This is a genomic window from Shewanella japonica (assembly GCF_002075795.1).
In the GTDB taxonomy this organism is placed as follows: domain Bacteria; phylum Pseudomonadota; class Gammaproteobacteria; order Enterobacterales; family Shewanellaceae; genus Shewanella; species Shewanella japonica.
The window spans coordinates 2,282,037-2,301,405 of the sequence record NZ_CP020472.1 but is presented as its reverse complement, the minus strand read 5'-3'; the positions used below and the strand labels follow the sequence as shown (position 1 = coordinate 2,301,405).

General features: G+C 39.8%; 16 protein-coding genes. 1 reads left to right on the top strand and 15 read right to left on the bottom strand.

The features are described 5' to 3' along the window. Nucleotides 1-81: 81 nt before the first annotated feature. On the bottom strand, nucleotides 82-1,602 hold the full coding sequence (locus tag SJ2017_RS09815; RefSeq protein WP_080915636.1) for a sulfatase-like hydrolase/transferase: 1,521 nt from the start codon (nucleotides 1,600-1,602) through the stop codon (nucleotides 82-84). A gap of 154 nt (nucleotides 1,603-1,756) precedes the next feature. Further along, complete coding sequence (locus tag SJ2017_RS09810; protein WP_218919246.1) at nucleotides 1,757-3,295, bottom strand: family 16 glycosylhydrolase; 1,539 nt, start codon at nucleotides 3,293-3,295, stop codon at nucleotides 1,757-1,759. A 714-nt stretch (nucleotides 3,296-4,009) separates the two neighbouring features. Here SJ2017_RS09810 and rsgA point away from each other — a divergent pair. After that, on the top strand, nucleotides 4,010-5,107 hold the full coding sequence (gene rsgA / locus SJ2017_RS09805) for a ribosome small subunit-dependent GTPase A (protein WP_080915635.1): 1,098 nt from the start codon (nucleotides 4,010-4,012) through the stop codon (nucleotides 5,105-5,107). A gap of 135 nt (nucleotides 5,108-5,242) precedes the next feature. Here the strand turns inward: rsgA and SJ2017_RS09800 are convergent, their stop codons facing one another. From SJ2017_RS09800 to SJ2017_RS09740, 13 genes are all read right to left on the bottom strand, one after another. Further along, entirely contained in the window at nucleotides 5,243-5,659 is a 417-nt protein-coding gene (locus SJ2017_RS09800; protein ID WP_055024043.1) for a GNAT family N-acetyltransferase, read from the bottom strand. 136 nt (nucleotides 5,660-5,795) lie between these two features. Then, complete coding sequence (locus tag SJ2017_RS09795; protein WP_080915634.1) at nucleotides 5,796-7,715, bottom strand: alpha/beta hydrolase family protein; 1,920 nt, start codon at nucleotides 7,713-7,715, stop codon at nucleotides 5,796-5,798. A 113-nt stretch (nucleotides 7,716-7,828) separates the two neighbouring features. After that, nucleotides 7,829-8,266, bottom strand: a complete 438-nt coding sequence (locus SJ2017_RS09790) for a hypothetical protein (protein WP_244899792.1) — start codon at nucleotides 8,264-8,266, stop codon at nucleotides 7,829-7,831. A 9-nt stretch (nucleotides 8,267-8,275) separates the two neighbouring features. Beyond that, nucleotides 8,276-8,485 carry a hypothetical protein gene (locus SJ2017_RS09785; RefSeq protein ID WP_080915633.1) on the bottom strand — a complete coding sequence of 70 codons (210 nt, stop codon included), beginning with the start codon at nucleotides 8,483-8,485 and terminating at the stop codon, nucleotides 8,276-8,278. 473 nt (nucleotides 8,486-8,958) lie between these two features. Continuing rightward, complete coding sequence (locus SJ2017_RS09780) at nucleotides 8,959-10,395, bottom strand: BatD family protein (protein WP_167692909.1); 1,437 nt, start codon at nucleotides 10,393-10,395, stop codon at nucleotides 8,959-8,961. Nucleotides 10,396-10,481: 86 nt separating this feature from the next. Next, nucleotides 10,482-11,243 carry a hypothetical protein gene (locus tag SJ2017_RS09775; protein WP_080915631.1) on the bottom strand — a complete coding sequence of 254 codons (762 nt, stop codon included), beginning with the start codon at nucleotides 11,241-11,243 and terminating at the stop codon, nucleotides 10,482-10,484. Continuing rightward, nucleotides 11,237-12,205, bottom strand: a complete 969-nt coding sequence (locus tag SJ2017_RS09770) for a VWA domain-containing protein (protein ID WP_080915630.1) — start codon at nucleotides 12,203-12,205, stop codon at nucleotides 11,237-11,239. The genes SJ2017_RS09775 and SJ2017_RS09770 overlap by 7 nt, the downstream gene beginning before the upstream one ends. After that, a complete protein-coding gene (locus SJ2017_RS09765; protein ID WP_080915629.1) occupies nucleotides 12,205-13,200 on the bottom strand; it encodes a vWA domain-containing protein in 996 nt (331 codons plus the stop codon). Before SJ2017_RS09765 ends, SJ2017_RS09770 begins: the two co-directional genes overlap by 1 nt. Continuing rightward, the gene (locus SJ2017_RS09760) at nucleotides 13,193-13,696 is read right to left on the bottom strand and encodes a DUF4381 domain-containing protein (RefSeq protein ID WP_080915628.1); all 504 of its coding nucleotides are present in this window, start codon (nucleotides 13,694-13,696) and stop codon (nucleotides 13,193-13,195) included. Before SJ2017_RS09760 ends, SJ2017_RS09765 begins: the two co-directional genes overlap by 8 nt. Further along, the gene (locus tag SJ2017_RS09755) at nucleotides 13,693-14,622 is read right to left on the bottom strand and encodes a DUF58 domain-containing protein (protein ID WP_080915627.1); all 930 of its coding nucleotides are present in this window, start codon (nucleotides 14,620-14,622) and stop codon (nucleotides 13,693-13,695) included. The genes SJ2017_RS09760 and SJ2017_RS09755 overlap by 4 nt, the downstream gene beginning before the upstream one ends. Before the next feature lie 9 nt (nucleotides 14,623-14,631). Then, nucleotides 14,632-15,600, bottom strand: coding sequence for an AAA family ATPase (locus SJ2017_RS09750; RefSeq protein WP_080915626.1), 969 nt, complete (start codon nucleotides 15,598-15,600; stop codon nucleotides 14,632-14,634). Between the two features lie 425 nt (nucleotides 15,601-16,025). Beyond that, a complete protein-coding gene (locus tag SJ2017_RS09745; protein WP_156003438.1) occupies nucleotides 16,026-16,544 on the bottom strand; it encodes a VanZ family protein in 519 nt (172 codons plus the stop codon). A gap of 225 nt (nucleotides 16,545-16,769) precedes the next feature. Beyond that, nucleotides 16,770-19,337 (bottom strand): agarase, encoded by a 2,568-nt coding sequence (locus SJ2017_RS09740; protein ID WP_167692908.1) that lies wholly within the window; start codon nucleotides 19,335-19,337, stop codon nucleotides 16,770-16,772. Nucleotides 19,338-19,369 lie beyond the last annotated feature (32 nt).

Sequence of the window (19,369 nt, the reverse complement as noted above, 5' to 3'; positions counted from 1 at the left end):
AAAACAGGGGTTAGTGGCAATGAATGCCGAGGTTTACGGTGATCAGTATTGTTATGTCAAACCGACCAGCGTAAATTCTGTTTACAACATATCTTTCATATGTTGTTTAAATTTGGTGATAGCAGGATCATCGACTCTCACAAGCTCATCATGCATATACTTAACCATCTGTTTCAGTTGTTTTTTGAACTTAGGGTCGTTAATTGAATTTGTCATTTCATAGGGATCGTTTTTTAAGTCGTATAACTCATCTCGACTATCCCCAGGGTTCCATACAAACTTCATCTCTGGTGTTCTAATCGCCCGAATACCAAACCAGCCGCCGTTGTACCATTCGTAAGCATACAAAGCGATATCGGCTTTGTTACTATCAACGATATCACCTTGTTCCATAAGCGGAACTAATGAACGACCATCGACGTCCCCATCATTGGGTAATGTCATCCAATCAGCCAACGTAGGCGCGATATCTAACATAGACACTTGGCGTTCAATGATTTTGGGTTCGACATTCGGATCACGAATAATAAGTGGCATTCTCATGAGTTCGTCATAAGCATATGGGCCTTTATCGTATAGGTTATGCTCGCCTAACATACTGCCTTGATCGCCAATAACGATAATGCGTAAATCATCATACATACCAACTTCTTTTGCGGTTTTAATTAACTCACCAACCGCATGATCTATCATGGCAATCGCGCCATAATAAAAGGTGCGTGACTTGCGCCAATCTTCATCGGTCATATGACTTACATCATGCCAAGGCCACCAAATATCATCTTGAGACATTGGTTTATTAACGCGTTCAACACCATGGTTTTTAGGAAGTTTTACGGTTTTTGGATCAAACATACTCGCGTAAGGTTCTGGCACACGGTATGGTGGATGAGGTTGTTCGAAACTGATAATGCCAAAAAATGGTTCATCTTTTTTAGCCGCTGCTTTAAGCATTTTTTGCCCTTCTCGGACTTCCTTACCCGCTTTGGTATCCTCAAAAGTGCCTGGCATTGTGCGGTAATATTCGTGCTTTTCACCATTAGCATCGCGTTCACCACGTTTGAATTTAGCGATATTTTCTTTCGTTTCGTAAGGCGCCCATTGGCGACCATGACGCTCTACATCTTTATCATGACCATAAACAAACTCAGCCCCTCTTAACGCAGGGCCTTGTGCGCCAATATGCCATTTGCCAACATAGCCCACTTTATATCCGGCATCAACGGCACGTCTGATGACTCCACCTTCTTCGACACGCAGTTCGTCTAAACGAGAATGATACAGGCCAACGTTGTCATCAAGCCCCGTTTTATGTCCCCAGCGACCAGTAAACATCGCGGCTCTTGAAGGTGAACATAATCCCGTACTCGTCATTGCATTATCGAATCTGATGCCTTCGTGCGCTAATGCATCAATATTAGGGGTATTAACCGGGCCATCACGATAAGAGAATGTATCAAAGCGCATATCATCAAACATCAAAATCAACACGTCGGGCTGTTTCTCGCTATCCTTTGCGCTGACTTGTATCGGTAACACACTCAATGCCATGGCAGTGACACATGCAAGTGCTAGTGCTGTCGTTTTATTGTGAAATATCATAATCACTCTCTTGAGACCGCTCGATACATCAGACTTCAGTCAATCTCGTATATTACTGCGCCAACATACATTTTCATCTGCTATTAACGCGGTTTAAATCCATTAAAATTAGCCACATAACTAAATCATTATGTGGCTTTCCTTTTAGCTTAACTTATTGTTTAACGACTGAAATGTCGTCGATATAAAATAATGCAGACGCATCTTTAATCTGGCTTGGATCAACCGTGATTGTTAACTTAGCGTCATTGGCTACAGGCGCGTTAAGGCTTATATCTTGGCTTACTGTAATCCATTGTGCTTTGTGCGCATGGTCAATTTCGCTTAGATTGAATGGCGCTAAAACAAAGCCTGCATCATCACCATTTGCATTATTAACAGTCACGTTAAACTCACTATGAGAGTTACTAGTATCAACCCAAAGACGCATTGAGAAACGATAATCTCCTTTGTCTAATCTCACTGCTTTTTCAGGTGAACTAACCTTGATTAGCTCATCTGTGGCATCTTTGTCTGCGGCAATTTTAAGGCTGCGTAAACCTGTGATTCGCTGTTCTTTAGTGATGGTTGCATATTTTGCTGAGTTAGCATCAATATCCCAAAACTTTTGATATTGATTATTTTCAGAATTTTCAGGTACCAATTTAAGCGGACGTTTATTTTCTTGAAACAGTATAGGCCCTTCAAATCCGAAGAATGCACGGTCGAGTAGTTCTGGGGTAGGCTTTTGCCATACTCGCATATAGTCAACTTCAAAATCAGCTGGAAGCTCTTCTTTATTAGGCATACCTAACCAAGCAAAAATTTCAGAATCCAACCAAATTTCTAGCGGGTTATTAAGCACCCAACGATCGCCTAGCTCTTTTTGAGTAAAGCGTTGCAGTAATTTTCCATCAAGATATAAGTTTAAGTAATCTTCGCCCCACTCTGCTGCGTAAATATGAAACTCGTCAGCAACGCGATATGGTAAATTTTCCTTGTGATGGAATACACGAGTTGGACGTTTTGCTGGTGGGCTCCAATCATGAACAGTTGACTTAGATTGATCAGGTTTGATATCGCCTATGATTTTCGGATTACCGATTTGTTCATAAATATCTAACTCAGACTGATAACCAATGGCCCAGAACGCACTGGTCATTGAAGCGTTAACCGCTTTGGAACGTATTTCCATGTAGCCATTTAAAAAGCGTTTATTGCTGACAATGGCAGCGGTTGTTATTGGCATAGGATCGCCATTAGCCAATGAACCATATTTCGCATCAACTTTGCCGTCAGCGTAGTTTTCATTAGCAAATTCAAAATCAGGTTCCCACTGACTACGTAATTTTAAAAAGCCGTCTTCAACAATCACATTATGAGGAGCAAACTGAGACGGTGCTCGACCTTTCCAAATGTAGTAATCACCGTTTTCCCCTTGGACAAACCACTTTTCTTGGTCAATTTCAGTGCCATCAAATTCATCACTGATTTCAGTATTAAGCACCCAACCACCTGAATTGGTTGGATCAGAGAAAGGCAAAATTTGAGTAGATGTTTCTTGTTCTACTGTTGCGCTATTTACAACAGACTCAACCTCTGCATTAGCTTCTTTATTTTGGCAAGCCATCAAGCTTTGAGATATACAAAGTACTAATGCAGTTTTTTTAAACATCGATTTGACCAATAGTGGCTTGGCAACGATAGACTTCATTGAAGGACGTCCTTTTAATTCAACCTTAATCATCTGAATAAATTAAGGAAATACTAGCTAATAATCATTCCACAATTGCAACCTGTTATTACTAACGATTTTGTTTACAGATTTGTGAAACTTGTTAAATTAACCACTATGTAAACATATGATGTTTGTATTTGCAATATCTATTTTGAGTCATTTTTATTCAATTTGTTAAAGCAGAATCAATCATTTTTTCAAAATCATAGCATTACAACGATAAAATATCCCATGCTCTAAGCATAAAGATAAGATATTGTAATTAAAGCTTTTATGAACTTAGATTTTGCTTAGAAGGATATGTTTTAAAAGATACTAAGCGTGAATTTATTGCCTAAAAACAAAGCATGTTCAGTTTTTTATCCTGGGTGGGGATATGACATGTTAAATAACATTTGTGCCATTGTAGTGCAATTAATTAACACTGCTGAGCAAAATACCATCAACTCGTCAGTTTGACATTTTCAGGCTTCAATTAGGCTACAAATTGAGCCGTCGTACTGATAACGTGTAGTATCTTTGCTGCTCGCCCTGTATCGCTAGTTAAATTAGCTACCATAGTCACAAGTCGTTAATTCGTAATCTGATAACATGCTATTTATCACGAGTAATGACTCACGTAATAAGCAAAGTTAAGCTGATGACTATACTTAACGTTACACCACATAAGACGCCTTATTAGGACAGTAAATGAGTGAATCCCCTTCATTAATACAACTCGGTTGGCAGCCTTTTTTTCAGCAACAATTATCGCTGGATGAGATGGAATTAATTAGCGATGACAACGCAGATGATAGGCTAATTATTGGCCGAGTTATTGAACAACACCGTAGTGGCATGATCGTACTCACCACAAGCGGTCAATGGGCAATGTCGCAAACGGCACATCAAGCCAGTGTCACTGATAGATTGTGTGTTGGAGACTGGGTGTTATGTGATCAACAGCATAAGTTTGTTCGATTACTTGAACGCAAATCAGTATTTCAACGAAAAGCGCCTGGAAGTAAGGTTGAGTCGCAGCTTATTTCAGCTAATGTAGACAGTTTGTTCATTGTCTGCTCATTAAATAATGACTTTAATCTAAGTCGAATTGAACGATATTTATCGCTGGCCAATGAGTCACAAGTCACGCCTATTGTTATATTAACTAAAGCAGATCAGTGTGACGATGTGGCAGATAAAACTCTGTTAGTTCAATCATTGAATCCTTTAATGATGGTGCATTCAGTCAATGCTCTTGATGAAACCGAAATATTACCGCTACTCGATTATTGTAAGCAAGGACAGACTATCGCTTTGTTAGGATCTTCTGGCGTAGGGAAATCAACCTTAGTCAACGGATTATTGGGAAGTTCAACTCAGCTCACTAGCGCAATACGAGAAGATGACAGTAAAGGTCGTCATACAACCACATCAAGAGCACTTAAATGGATGTCTCGAGGTGATCAAAGTGGTGGATTAATACTCGATACTCCGGGGATGCGTGAATTACAGCTAGGTGCGTGTGAGCAAGGCGTTAGTGAAACATTCAGTGAAATAACACAACTTGCATCGCAGTGTCGTTTTTCAGATTGCCAACATCAAGCGGAGCCAGGCTGTGCAATTCAAGCCGCGCTTGCTTCAGGTGAGTTAACTGAAAGACGACTTATTAGTTACCAAAAACTAATGCGAGAACAAGCATTAAACGGGGCAACATTAGCGCAAAAACGCGCTAAAGATAAAGCCTTAGGGAAAATGATCAATTCAGTACAGACAGCATCTCGCTCTCGTAAAAAAGGCGATTATTAACTCGCTCAATACTGATATTTACCTAGGCCGTGTTTAATCAATAATTTACGAACCAATTATTGGCTTACCTAAACGAAAAATCAGTATTTTATCGACAAGTATCAATGTTTACTTGATGCCTTTAACGCTGAGTAGTTAGCCGTAATGCTTAAAAAGAAAATATTGTGCAGGACTTTTACCAAATGCAGGTGCAGAACCAATGACTTCAAATCCATGTCGTTGGTAAAACCCTGCCGCTTGAAATGCTAAGGTATCTACTTGAGCAGCTAGGCAACCACGTTCAATAGCAGCTTTTTCTGCCAGTATCATTAATTTATGGCCTAATCCCTCGCTGCGCAAAGTCTCATCTACCCATAACACATTGATTAAAAATTTTTGATATATCGTTCTACCTGCAATACCAGCAATGATCTTGTCATTTCCATCTCGCATTACAATAGTTAATGGCTTTGATAGCTCACTTCCCATATTCATTATGTTAAACGCTCTTACCCCATCAACCAGTTGGTCGACAATATCTGGGGCTTCAGAATGAATGATCTCTGTGTTCAATTGACATCCTTACTCTATAAGTGTGAGTGACTTAATACCGATTTTAACTTTAATTTATTAAAAAGTACCTTGTATAACAACTAATAAAAAAGCCATTTGATAATCAAATGGCTTTCTAATCACTTGCAACAATAGGCTATAAATACTGCTGTAAAAAGACTAAATATTTATTTGATGCACTAATACGGTTGTCTTTCTTACTAAAACCATGGCCTTCATCATCGAATACTAAGTAATCAACGTGTGTACCGCCAGCTCGAATAGATTCAACCATTTCATCACTCTCAATCTTCAACACTCTTGGATCATTTGCCCCCTGAACCACTAAAACAGGGCTTTTGACTTGATGACCAAAGAACACGGGTGAAATATTATGTAAGCGCTCTTTATCAGTTGCAGGATCGCCTAATTCATCATAAAGACTTTTTCTAAATGCTTCCCAGTAAGGCGGAATACTCTCTAAGGTTCTTACCCAATTAGTCACGCCGAAAATATTAATACCTACTTTAAACTCATCGGTAAACGCCATTGCCGCCATAGTAAGGTAGCCACCATAGCTCCCTCCCATAACGCCAATTTTGTCAGCATCGACCCAATTTAAAGTTTGTAAGTATTTTTTATTAAAAACCACGTCTTGTAAATCATCTTCACCGTGTCGTTTATCATCTAAATGAAAAAAGGTTTTACCATAACCACTTGAGCCACGGTTATTAATTTTGATAATGGCGTAACCATTATTAACCAAATGCTGAACGGTTGCAGAGTAGCCCTTGCGAGATTGACCGCCGGGCCCGCCATGAATATAGATTAACGCAGGTACCTTTTTAAACTCAGCTTGTTTGGGCTTATATAAAATTGCTGGTATCTCAAGTCCATCAAAGCTTTTAAACCTTACCACCTCACCAGTCACTAGGTTTTGCTCCAAAATAGCTGGATTACCAGAATTGGTCAGACGTTTTACAGATGAAGAACCAATGGTATGGCTGTATAAATTGGATGGTGAAGTATCAGAATTGATATAGAACACCATTGATTTAGAATCCTGTGAAAAGTTAACGCCACGTAAATCGCCGCTTGGAAGCTTAGGTAAGGACAGCTCTTTTTGCTCGACAAGATCAGTGATGGTTAATTGCGTTTGTGCGTCAGCATTAATCCCAGTAACTTGATATCGACCATCTTTTGAGAAATAACTAAAACTAACATCCCAATCCGCTTTGTAATTAACTTTATGAGAACCCGTTGCAATGTCATATGCCCACGCTTGCTTAAACTCACCAAATTCGTTAGTTGAATATAATAGTTGCTCGTTATCTTTAGTAAACGTGTAGGCGGAATAAGAAACGTTACCTTGGTGCTCGGTAATTAAACGAGGTTTGGCCATCTTCAAGCGTAAATCAACGAGATACAAGTCAGTATTACTGTTTGAATGGTCTTTACTCAATACAATGAATCGGCCATTTGGACTCATGGTTTCAACGGTATAACCTAAGTCGTTTTTGTACACTAAGTTACGGCTGTAGTCGTCAGTGTTGTATTGATAAATATCAAAGTATTTAGCATCACGTTCATTGGTCAACGCAAAGAAAGACTCATCATTTTCATGCCAGGATAACATCACTGCTTTGAGGCCCTCACCTGGAGTGAGATCGATTTGATTCCCTTCGACATCTTGTACAAACAAATGATCTAACTCATCCCCTCCTTTATCGGCACTAAACAAAAAACGATTGTCATTGGGAAACCAAGATTTTACAAATACTGACTCTTCTGTGGAAAATGTTAATTGAGTGATTTCAGAACCGTCAACAGGCACTTTGTAAGCATTAAATATCCCTGTTTTATCATTACTTACCAGTACTGCAGTGCCATCATGGTTGATAGAAGAGCCGAACACACTGGTGGTTTTATAAAAGTCCTCAGCAGTATAAGTTTTAAAAACACTTTGCGCTGGTGGGGATATTTGTGGGGTGACTTGCACTTGCTTATCAGCAGTCGAGCAGCCTGTGAGCATTAGAATTAGCGTTATCACTGCACTACTAATCAATGTTTTCAGCATAATATGTCCTTATTTTGCTTGAAAAAGGGTTAACTTACTAACGTAACGACTCTGAACGTTAATATACTGTTAGTTAACCTAGCACTGAGTTACTGTTATAGCGAATATTTTACTTATTTCTGATTATTTAGGACTCGTTGAATTTGTTGTTTCTCTTGTTTTGACAGGGCTTGATAATCTCTTGGGTAAGGCCAGCCGTAACCCCAACGATAGGTAGTTGGAAAATATGGACTGCCACCAACTCTCACACCTGCAAGCATAAGGCTAGCTATATGCGGTTGGCCAAGGTTGGCGACGCATTGCTTTAAGCGTTGATCTGATTCAAGGCGTTCCTTGGCCGTACCGCCCTGCCAATAGTCAAAATCATGTGCAGTACAACATGCAAGCCATAATTGATTGTCGGCCAAAGTGCCATCGGGGAAAACACTACAACCATCAGAGGTAAATGGCACGATATCATCCGCATGAGCATAATTTACGAGGGGTTGTGCGATAAAAATAGAACTTACCAACAGGTAAACCCAAGCTCGATAATGGTGTTGTCTATACATATAACGGCCTTACAAAATCATTAAAAACTGTGCAGCTGAACTGTTCGCTAAAGAATTAACATAAAAATCAGCATAAGAATCAGCATTTGAATCAAGAACGAGTTGGGCCGTTTGCTCTGGAATATGGAATTCAATTAGCGCTGCAATGACAAAAAACACTAAAAACGTCACTGCCAATGCTGCAAAAATAACCACAATAAATCGTAAAACGCTAGACATACATTCTCAGTTAACATCATGTTTCATACTGTACTGTCAAAACTAAACGACAATAAGCATCAATTAAAAGTAAGTGTTTCACTAACACCAATCAAACTCACCAATCAGGCCAATTAATCACGCCAATCATAACTGAAGATAATGCATCATTGTCGGTGAGATGAGACAGCCTAAAAACTCAATATATCACAGTTAATGAATCAGTTGAGCGTTGCAGTTAGTCGGTTATTTAGGCCAAAGACTGTTCGTATGGATTGATATTCACAACTTTTAATAGCACTGACAATGATAGAGATACTTAACATTCAGAATAAGTGAAAAAGTGTAGCTTGACTTTTGGTTCAAAAATATTGATTACAGAATGGATACCTCATTAAAAAACGCGTATAAAAAACAAGCGCCACTTACCTTACTTGCCCCGAGCACTTACCTATAACTTTAAATAATCAGATAACCCTCTACTGCTATTGTGATTAATTTAATTTTATTGCACTAGCAGAAATATCGCCACTTCCCTTACTCTGGTTATATTTTAGCAATACCGTCACCTGTAATAAGGTATTAAACTGTTCATCTGTTAGCGGTGCAGCAGTATCTATTGAGTATGTTTGAGTTAATAACCGCTCTAGCAGTGAATGTTTTTCACTGTCAGATTTGTAAAACTGTTTAAGACTCAGAATAATGTCATTATTTAAATGACTATTATCTAGGCCTCTTTCATTTGAGTGATGATGATTTAACAATGAAACTGCTGAACCAATTTTTGATAATTGCGCATCTTGATATTCAATATAGCGGTACAACAATTGACACACTTTAGCGTAATTTCCTTGCTCATATTCCTGTCGTAAGCTTACTTGTAATTGCTTAATTTCATACTGAGATAAAGATAAATATAACGCCTTAAGGTTAGTACGATACGGGGCAAGTCGCGTTAGCACGTAAATCAGAATGAATAGGCTGACAATCAATAAACTATATTTACTCAACCACGTTTTAAATGATGAAGCGTTGCCATCACTGCTCGCGCTTATGGCACCACCTTTGACTACCCAAGTTACTGAAGGCACAGTGAGTTCTGTTACCTCATTTTGTTGTAAGTTATACCAATACAAAACTTGCTTAGGCGTAGTAAACTCACCCGCTTGTTCAAATATATAACTCGTCGTTTGCGACGTTATGCCAGTTAATTCACCTCGGTTAGATTTATCACTGAGTTTACTGGGTTGCTGGTAAACACTTAACCCACTCAATTGTGTTTGTGCTAAAACTGGTAACATCATTGCAGGGACACCTTTTGCGGTGATAGAAACCGTTTGGGTGACTGCATCCCCGACATTAAACGTTCTCGCTACGTCTGTTATATCGAGTACTTCATTGCCGATATCATGCTTTAAAGACAGTGTGACAGAAGGTGAAACAATTAAGTTATCTTCAATCTCAGTTGTAAAACCTACACCTGTATCCAGTTCTGTTACCACTTTTGGCATTCTAGCTTCAATTTGAAAGTCGTCAGTTTTAAATACGCCTTCAACAATGCCATATTCTGTATTAACCGATGCAAATACATCAAAAGCTGGCAGCTCATAAACGCCCTCTTGCATGGGATATAAGGTTATTTCTCGAATAATGTATGTCCATGTTTGGCCATTAATCTTTTTTGTTCCAGTAATCGATGAACTCGAAGTAGGTAAAAAGACAATATCTTTATAAGCAGGAGGCGTTACATGAACGCCTTTTGAAAACCAGCGATCGCTGGACACTTCAACTTGAACAATAATAGGTTGTTTAACGACAAAAGGAGCTTTACTTTGAACACGAATCTCTATGCTTAGTTGGTTCTTATCTATCAAGGACTCAAGTGTGATACTTGAGTCTGCAGATTCAACAGCGTGGCTAAGTTTAGCCACGCTCAAGCTATAAAGGACTAAAACTAGCAAAACTAAGAGTTTAAACAGCAAGTTCTGCCTTGTAAAAACATCGCAGAGAAAAGACATCATTGACTCTCCTCATTGGTGGTTAACGGTCGCGAGTTTAGCGATGTTGGGGCAGTTTGCATTTGAAATTTATTCGCTAGGAACCGCGCAGGATCTTTTTGAACTTGTCTTAACCACATTTCATTTAACTTAGGGTCAAGCAACAACTGACTTGCGTCATAATGCTCAGCTACCTTTAGCACCATTTCTTTTTTCTTTGCACCATCACCAGTTTGCGGATCGTCACCTAGCTCTTGTGGCGAGTCTCCTACTTCACCCTGCTGGCTTTCAGCTATGCGATTCACTTCATCAATAATGCCTTGAACAAGGGCTAAATTATGCTTCGCTTGCTTATTATTTGGTGCTGTTTGTAATACTTGTTGATAGATATTTTTAGCTGCTACATATCGCCTTGCGTGCGCTAATGCATTGGCACGAGCAATTTGATCTATTTCATCTTCAAACTGGTCATATAAAATAGCAGATTGATCAAATTCTTCTGCGCCATACAAACTGAATGCTTGCCAGCGTACAAGACTAAAATGATTACTCGCTTGCTGGTAATAACCCATATTAAACAGCAACATTCCTTGTTGATCTCGAGTTAGCCATAAATCAGCAAAAGATTGAGGTTTTAAAATAGCGAATAAAGCACCAACAATGATAAGAAAAACCATTATTCGAGTGCGCCACTTTGTATACCATGCAGATACTTTCGATAACGAACTCACAATCACCATGGTGAGTTCATTTACGATAAATTTGATCGACGAATTTACCATTGCAGTGTCCACCCTCGTCTAAACCAGAGTAAATATATTGCTGCAATGATATACACCAACCAATAGCCAGCATCTAACCAAGGCCGGCTTTCATCTTCACTAATAACGAGATTGTTATTTATATACCCATTTACCTTTTCGATATCTTGTTTATCATCAGTCAATATAACTATCCGTCCACCAGCCTTATCTGTAAGGGTTTCTAATCGTTCTTGCTGCATTGGAATAATGGTTGAGCCAGATTCGACCGAGCTTGCATTATCACGCCCAATCGCCCAAACCACTAACTGATGTTGTGCCTTGGAAAAATAGGTGTCAAAAGCGCTAAATGCATTATCACTGGTGCCATCGGTAATGAATAAAATGGTTCCAGGGGTTTGGGTTGCTTCAAGTAATCCGTTGGCAATCGGTAAAACAGTCTGTGGTTGCTTCCCTGAATTAGGCATTATCTTAAAACTCAGTGAATCTAAAAACTGCTTTATCATCTCGCTGTCATTAGTTATCGGCATTACTGTATGTGCCGAGCCAGTGTAAGCAATCAGTGCTGTGTTGGCATCACCGCGAATAGCCAATAACTCAATTACTTTCTGTTTCGCACGTGTTAAGCGTGTAGGTAATACATCCGTTTGCTCCATCGTCTCAGATAAATCTAACGCAATAATCAGCGCTGACTTATCTTCTGTAAATGGGCTTGGTTGCTGTTTCCATGTTGGACCTACTAAAACCAATACACTGATAATGCCTAAAACTATGGTCAAATTTAAAGGTGAAATAATCCGTTGATTATCCCCTTTGACTGTCAATGTCTGTAAAATTTTAGCTGACATATGCTCATGCCAATTCACTAAATTATCTTGACGGTACTTTATACGATAAACAATATATGCCAGCGGTAATAAGGCTAATAGCCACCAAGGTCTGAGCAAGTGAAAGTGCTGTAATTGAATTAACCATTGATCCATTAGTTAGCCCCTTTTTTCACATTAGGGAAACGCAAGGTGACGATTAACAACGACACTAGATACAAACCTAAAAACAGTGCGATGGGAATATAATGAATACTGGTTTTTGGCCTAAAGGTTTGCGACTCGAATAATTCTGGCTCTAATTCATTAATCGCTTCATAAACATTTTCAAGCGCTTGTGTATCAATAGCTTGATAACTTTGCCCGCCTGTTATTGAGGCAATGTTTTCTAGTACAGCTATATCAACTTTTTCTTCACCAACAGCGATAGGATCGCCAATGGCAATGGTGTAAATTTTGATGTTAGAGGCCGCAGCAACCTTTGCAGCTTCAACAGGGGGGACTTTCGAAGCGGTATCATTTCCGTCGGTAAGCACAATAAGCACTCTATTTTGTGTCTCATGGCTGTTAAACACGCTAATGGATAACCCAATGGCATCTCCAAAAGCGGTACTTTGTCCAGCCATCCCAACTTGCGTGTCATTCAACAGTGTTAACCATGTATCTAAATCATTGGTAAATGGCGCTTGAAGGTATGGCGCATCGCCAAAAAGAATCAACCCTAACCTGTCACTGTCGCGCTGACTGACAAACTTACGTAAAACCTGTTTTACTGCCGTTAATCTATCAACCTCGTTAGACTGATTTTCTGGCAATACAAAATCTTCTACCGCCATAGATCCTGATAGATCCACTGCAATCATTAAGTCTCTAGCCGACTTTTGCTGGGTGACGGGTGTACCGATAACTTCAGGTTTGGCCATCGCGACAACAATGCATAGCCAAGCAAGTATTAACAGCAATTTTTGAATATGCTTTCTTGACAGTATTACCGCCCCTTTTTGCGGTTTCTCACCTGTAATATCAACTAGCTGTTCAAAGTACGGCACTTGAATAGAGCTGCGCTTTTCTTTATAAGCAGGCGCAATAAAATACATAATGACTGGGGCAAGCAGCAAAACAAAACATACTGGGTAAGCAAACTCAATCATACTCACCTCGATGTTGTTCTATCCAAATTCGTATCTGGTTAATTAACTTCGTCATCTGTGCAGTAGTCACTTCTAAAGCAGAATCATAAGCTAACTCATGTAATGTAAAGCCGATATCTTCAAACTTGGCTTGAGGACACTGTTTACTCAACCACTGTGTCCATTCATCAGCTGATAATGTTGCAATTTCGGTGCGCTTATAACCACCTAAAGCGGTTTTACGAACAAGATTCGGTAATTGACGATAGATAGGTTGAGCAGATAATTGTTCAAAGGGAGGTAATAAGTTTAACCATGCTATCGCATCACGACGATACTGATTATGCTGGTATAAACGCCAAGCAAAATACAGTCTACGACAAACAAGCGTAAGGCCGATTAGTGCAACAACCTGCCAGCCAAAAGTTTGTGGCCACCAGCTAATGGCATTGGGCGCATCTGTTTCAATTAAGTCTTTTACAATACTACTGCCCCACGTATCACCAAATTGAGTCATTCACCACCTCGGCGAAACGCATTGATCAACTGCGTGCTAACAGGGTCAATGGTATTAATGGTCAATAAGGGTACGCGATATTTACGGGCGGTTTGCGCATATAAAGTCAATTTTGACTCTATTTGTTGTTGATATTGCTGTTGATTTTTGCCTAAAGCATCAAATTGGATTTGAAGTTTTCCATCACTGACGACCATTTGCGCCATACTCGGTAATTTTTGCTCTAACGCATCAATAATGTTGCAGGCGATCACTTCATTATGGCGTCTAATATTCTTCATTAAATGCGTTGTTTTATCGTTCCAACCATTACCATCACCAATATAAATAATTAACGAGTCGTGACCACAAACTTGTGCAGTTTTATGCCAGCTTTGATTCAAGCTGTCACTTGCACGAGTGCTATTGTTGCTCGCACCTAATTGATGATTTTGTTTTACTATCGATTTAAAAATTTGCGCAAGATGCTGACCGCCTCTTTTGGCAGGAATAACCGACGCTGAATCATCATTAAATACCAACGCGCCAATTCGATCGCCTGCACCAACAATGCGCCAACCAATCAGTGCTGCTAACTCGGCACAAATTACTGATTTCATTTTGCCTTTACTTCCAAAAAACATCGCAGCACGTTGATCGACAATCAAATATACGTTGCGTTCTCGCTCTTCGGTATAGACTTTTATATGGGGTTTACCTGTGCGTTTAGTGACTTTCCAATCCATGCAGCGGATATCGTCACCTGGACGATAATGCCGGAGTTCTTCAAAATTTAATCCACGGCCACGTAACTTAGATGAATAGCGGCCATTTAAGACACTGTTCACTGCTTGGCGTGGAGTAAAATTAACCCCTACAGCTTGGTATTGCAGCTTTCTAAGTTGCTCAATAGAAACATAAATATCACTGTCAGATTTATCCATCATAAAGCTCGACTAGGCCGCTATCACTTGACGTAATATTTCATCGATAACCTGATCAGGCGTTACCCCATCAGCAATTGCATCGTAGCTAAGTACCAAACGATGACGCAATACACTATGTACTATGGAGCGAACATCGTCAGGATCCACAAAGGTTTTACCAGCAAGCCATGCCGAGGCGCGAGCACATTTATCTAACGCAATACTGGCTCTAGGACTTGAACCGACGGATAACCATTGAGCCAAGGGGGAATCTGGATAACGAGAAGGTTGACGAGTGGCCATCACAATAGCAACTATATAAGTGGTTATTGCATCACTCATATGAATTTGATGAATAATATCTCGTGCATTAAAGATATGAGTAGGATCTATCGGTGCCGGTTTGTCCACTGATAAGGCTTCTTCAGCACGTACTAACTCAATAATCTTTACTTCAGTCTCAGCATCAGGATAATCCAACAAGACTTTCATCATAAAGCGATCCATTTGCGCTTCAGGCAAAGGATAAGTTCCTTCTTGCTCAATTGGGTTTTGAGTCGCAAGCACCATAAACAGTTTAGGTAGCACATGGGTTTTACCTGCCACAGTGATTTGCCTTTCTTCCATTGCTTCAAGCAGTGCCGCTTGCACTTTAGCTGGGGAACGATTGATTTCGTCTGCCAATAGTAAGTTGTTAAATACTGGTCCAGGTTGAAAAGTCAGCGTGGATTTTCCTTCAACCTCTTGATAAATCTCAGTCCCTGTCACATCAGATGGCAATAAGTCGGGTGTAAATTGCACACGCCCTAAGCTCACTTCTAATGCATTTGAAAGCGCTTTGATTGAACGAGTTTTAGCCGTGCCAGGTAAGCCTTCTAGCAACACATTACCATTCGTTAATAAGGATAATATGAGCGCATCGACAACATGTTCTTGTCCAATGACTGATGCTTGAATACTTTGCTTTAAGCGTTGAATTTCATCAAAACAAACAGTCATAAATCACCTTTGTAAATTGTCGTTGAGTTAGCGAGTAATGTCGTTGAAATTTGAATGTACAACTGAATAGTGAGCCACAGCTTTAAGCCCATGGGCTGTAGTGAACACAATGAAGAAACGATAAAGAAGACCATTCAAAATCCTTATGAAAGTTCTTGTATCTAGAAAGGAAAAATAAAACTCGTGCAACTTATTAACGAGTGCAACCTAATGAAATTGAAAAGCTAGCCATTCGGCGGTAGCAAGACACAGCTTGATACTTGCGCCTTAGTCTAGTCCATATTTAACACATTATCATAAGTCACTTATATAAAACCTATTATACTTGTGGCGATACTGTCAATCAGTCAAACAAAGGATAGCTTTTCTGATTGAAAACTTTACTTATTAAATCTTGATGAGTCCTATGTCATTTTCCCGCTCAACTATCGGTTGCGGTTAATCCATTTAATGGTGATCATACTAAATAAAGTGATGCCTACTGCATCAGCCGTTAAATCGCCGATATCAAAGGTACGTGTCGCGATAAATCCCTGACTGACTTCTTCAATAAACACTAAGCTACTGATTGCGACAATGGCGTAATAAATTTTACGTTCAAAAAAGTTAAAATATGCCGCTCGAGATGCAATCAAGGCCTGTGATGTCAGCGTGCCAAACAGCATCATGTGGCCAACTTTATCGCCGTAAGGAACGACTCTCACTAAATCAAAAAATATGTTATTGCCACCAGTATTGGCTTGATAAATTATCCAGCCAATAAAAGTAGCAAAACTGACCAATGCCAAACTCAATAAAGGAACTTGGGTCCGCACACGGCTTTTAACTCCATGCTGTTCTGATGAAACTGGCGCTGTTGCTCCCGACTGAGAATCAATATCTTGGGTACGTAGTTGAGGCGTTTGTTGGAGATTTGATTGGAGGTTTTGTTGGGGAATGTCCATATCAGCTATTGCATAAGTTTTGCAATGCGCTTTGGTATCAGTATTTAAGACGTTGCAAGTCGCCTTATTACTCTGTTGCTTTGTATCCTTAACAGCCTTGTTCATTCAGATAATCCATTAATATCATTTATATTTCATGATGTTACAGTAACTAAAAACACGCAATCAATGAAAGATGAACAAAAATAAATCCAGCCTAAAGCTGGATTTATATAGGGCTAATCACTATTGGCCATATCGCTGTTGGTACATGGTAGAGGTGACTTGTTTAACAGCTTGAATCATTTCAGGATAAGGTACGTCAGTGACCGTTACAAAACCTATGTTGGCATTTTCGCCATCAAACGCCCTGCCAGTAATGGGTTCATCAATGTATTGAAACCAATGTGCGCCAACCATATACGGTTTTTCTAGCACACTTTTCATATAAGCTTTATACATACGCGCTCGATCGGCTTGATTCGCAGCATGGACAATACCTGGGCTATACATACCTGAGTCGGTTGCTGTGCCAATATGGAATTCTCCTACTACAACAGGTAAATCCACTTTTTCTAAAAACTGCCAATAATCAGTTTGTAACCCTTCTTCATAAATATTGAAGCTGAGTACATCTGAGTATTTAAGCGATGCTTTAATGATTTCATCAGGCATCCCCCAGTTTGCCATTCTTGCCCCCATATATAAATGATTCGGCAATACCTTCTCTAGCGTGTTGTGAACAACGTTAAAATATTGCTCGCCAAGTTTTTCTAACAGCAGTGATAAATCGGCAATTAACTCAGGAGTATGGTCTGCAAACTCGAGTCCAAGGTTTAGATCGCTCCACTGACTATATTGCGCTCCCCACGCTGCATTAATGTTATCGATAGCGCCATATTGCTCTTGCAGCACCTTAACAAAGGCTTTTTTAGCTGGACTTTGGCTAGCGGGTTTTGAAAGCGCATCAAGAATCACACCATAACGCGCTTCAACTGAGCCTTCTCTCTCACCCCAGCTTTTCTCATTATCAATAAAAATACCGGCGCACCAGGGTGAAGATTGAATATCCTTTGCAATGGCATCAATGGTAATTTGTGCTCGCTCGGCGAATACGGGATCGAACGGATCTGGCATTAAGCCCCAATGATTAGTTTTACCTGACAGGGTTTTAAAATCACCAATTATCCAGCCATTGGCAAAATAAGGAACCTGATTGGATTGATAAAAACCAGGGTCAACCCAGTTGCCAAATGAAGTAAAGCCCCAATCATGCATACGTTTTGCAGTGACATCCTGCCAAGCTTGTAAGTATTTAGCTTGCGAAGAATGTTGTGTTTTTTGTTCCAGATGCTGATTTTCTTCTAGATAGTTTGATGGCTTAAATACCGCAGGATAGGAAGCAACATCCATCTCATTATATCTACGCTCTAAATTAGCGCGGTAAAAGCTGTATGTTTCGCCATAAGGTATTGGCCCTTTATGAGTTGTTCTGCGATAACTGTAATGTTTAGCTAGTGGCGCATCATAGTCAGGTAACCAAGTGAACATGTCATGTCTTAATGATGAAATAACGTAGCGTTTTTCTTTCACCTCTTTAGCAACATCCACAATCCCCATCGAATCTTCAGGTGTAATTTCATCACTGGTTCTTACCCTTATCTGAGGTTCATCATAATCAATCCCTGTTAACGTACTCATGTTGGCCATTCGTACATTAGCTGGCCCATGGGAGAAAAACAGATTGCCCTCTGGATCGACCATCCACCACTTACCATCGACTTTTTCAGTTCGAAAATACCCAGTCGCGTTTAATTTAGGTCCTTGGGTATACCCACCGTATTGTGAACGGTTAGGCATGCCACTAGACGCTTGTAACTGACTGAGCTCGTTATCTGCCAGCGCTTTTAATTGCGTTTCTGAATTGATATGTAGCGCCGTGGGTTGTTTATTATTTTGACCGAAGCGATCAATTAAGCCAACGAGATAGTCAAAGGGGTTATCTGTCTTTACAGGCGGGTTTTGACGGATACGAATGTCATCAATTATCACCGACTTAGCGCGTAAATTGCCAATAGTAAAAAATGATAATGACGACAGTTCAGTAAATGAGGCGCCTTTTTCACGCCATGAACGCCACACCATCATATCGTCATTGGTATTCCAAGGTATTACGTCACCCCATACTCCGGTATCGGTTTGCGCCTCAATTCCACTCAGTGGAAAATATATCGTGCCATTATATCCAGCAACTAAACTGATAGAGCGACTTTGGTACTGTCCAAGAGGGTTTGTAATGTCCACATAAAGCTGAATAGATTCATCACTGGTATTCGTGACATTCAATGCTAAGTTTGCACGAGGAAACTCAGCAACATTCCAAGGTGAATCAGGTTTGATGGTTAATTTGGGAATATTAGCTGTTTGCGGAAAATCCACTTTTAAACTTTGGCTATTATTACTGGAATTGTGAACAACTGCGGTTTGCGTATCAGTAAGTTTTAGCCAACTGAGCTGCTCATCATTATTAAAATCAACCAAGTGTTTAAGGACCACTTCGTCAGCAAACACATCATCAGTTTGATGGTTTTGCGTATTAACTATTTGCCCCTTACTTGCTTTATCGATACTTGCCTCCTGTGAATGGCAAGCTGTTAACGCAACCAAAACGCCTAGCAATAGCGAACTCAATTTTGTTTTAGATTGACTAAAAGTAACAGGTAAAGTGCTTGAATTTGCCGCACAGTGATCTGCTGAAGGAATAACAGATGCTTGAAATGCTTGCGTATTAGTAAGATAAAACTTCCTTTTCATTTTTATCATCCTTTTAATGAACCAAGGTAATA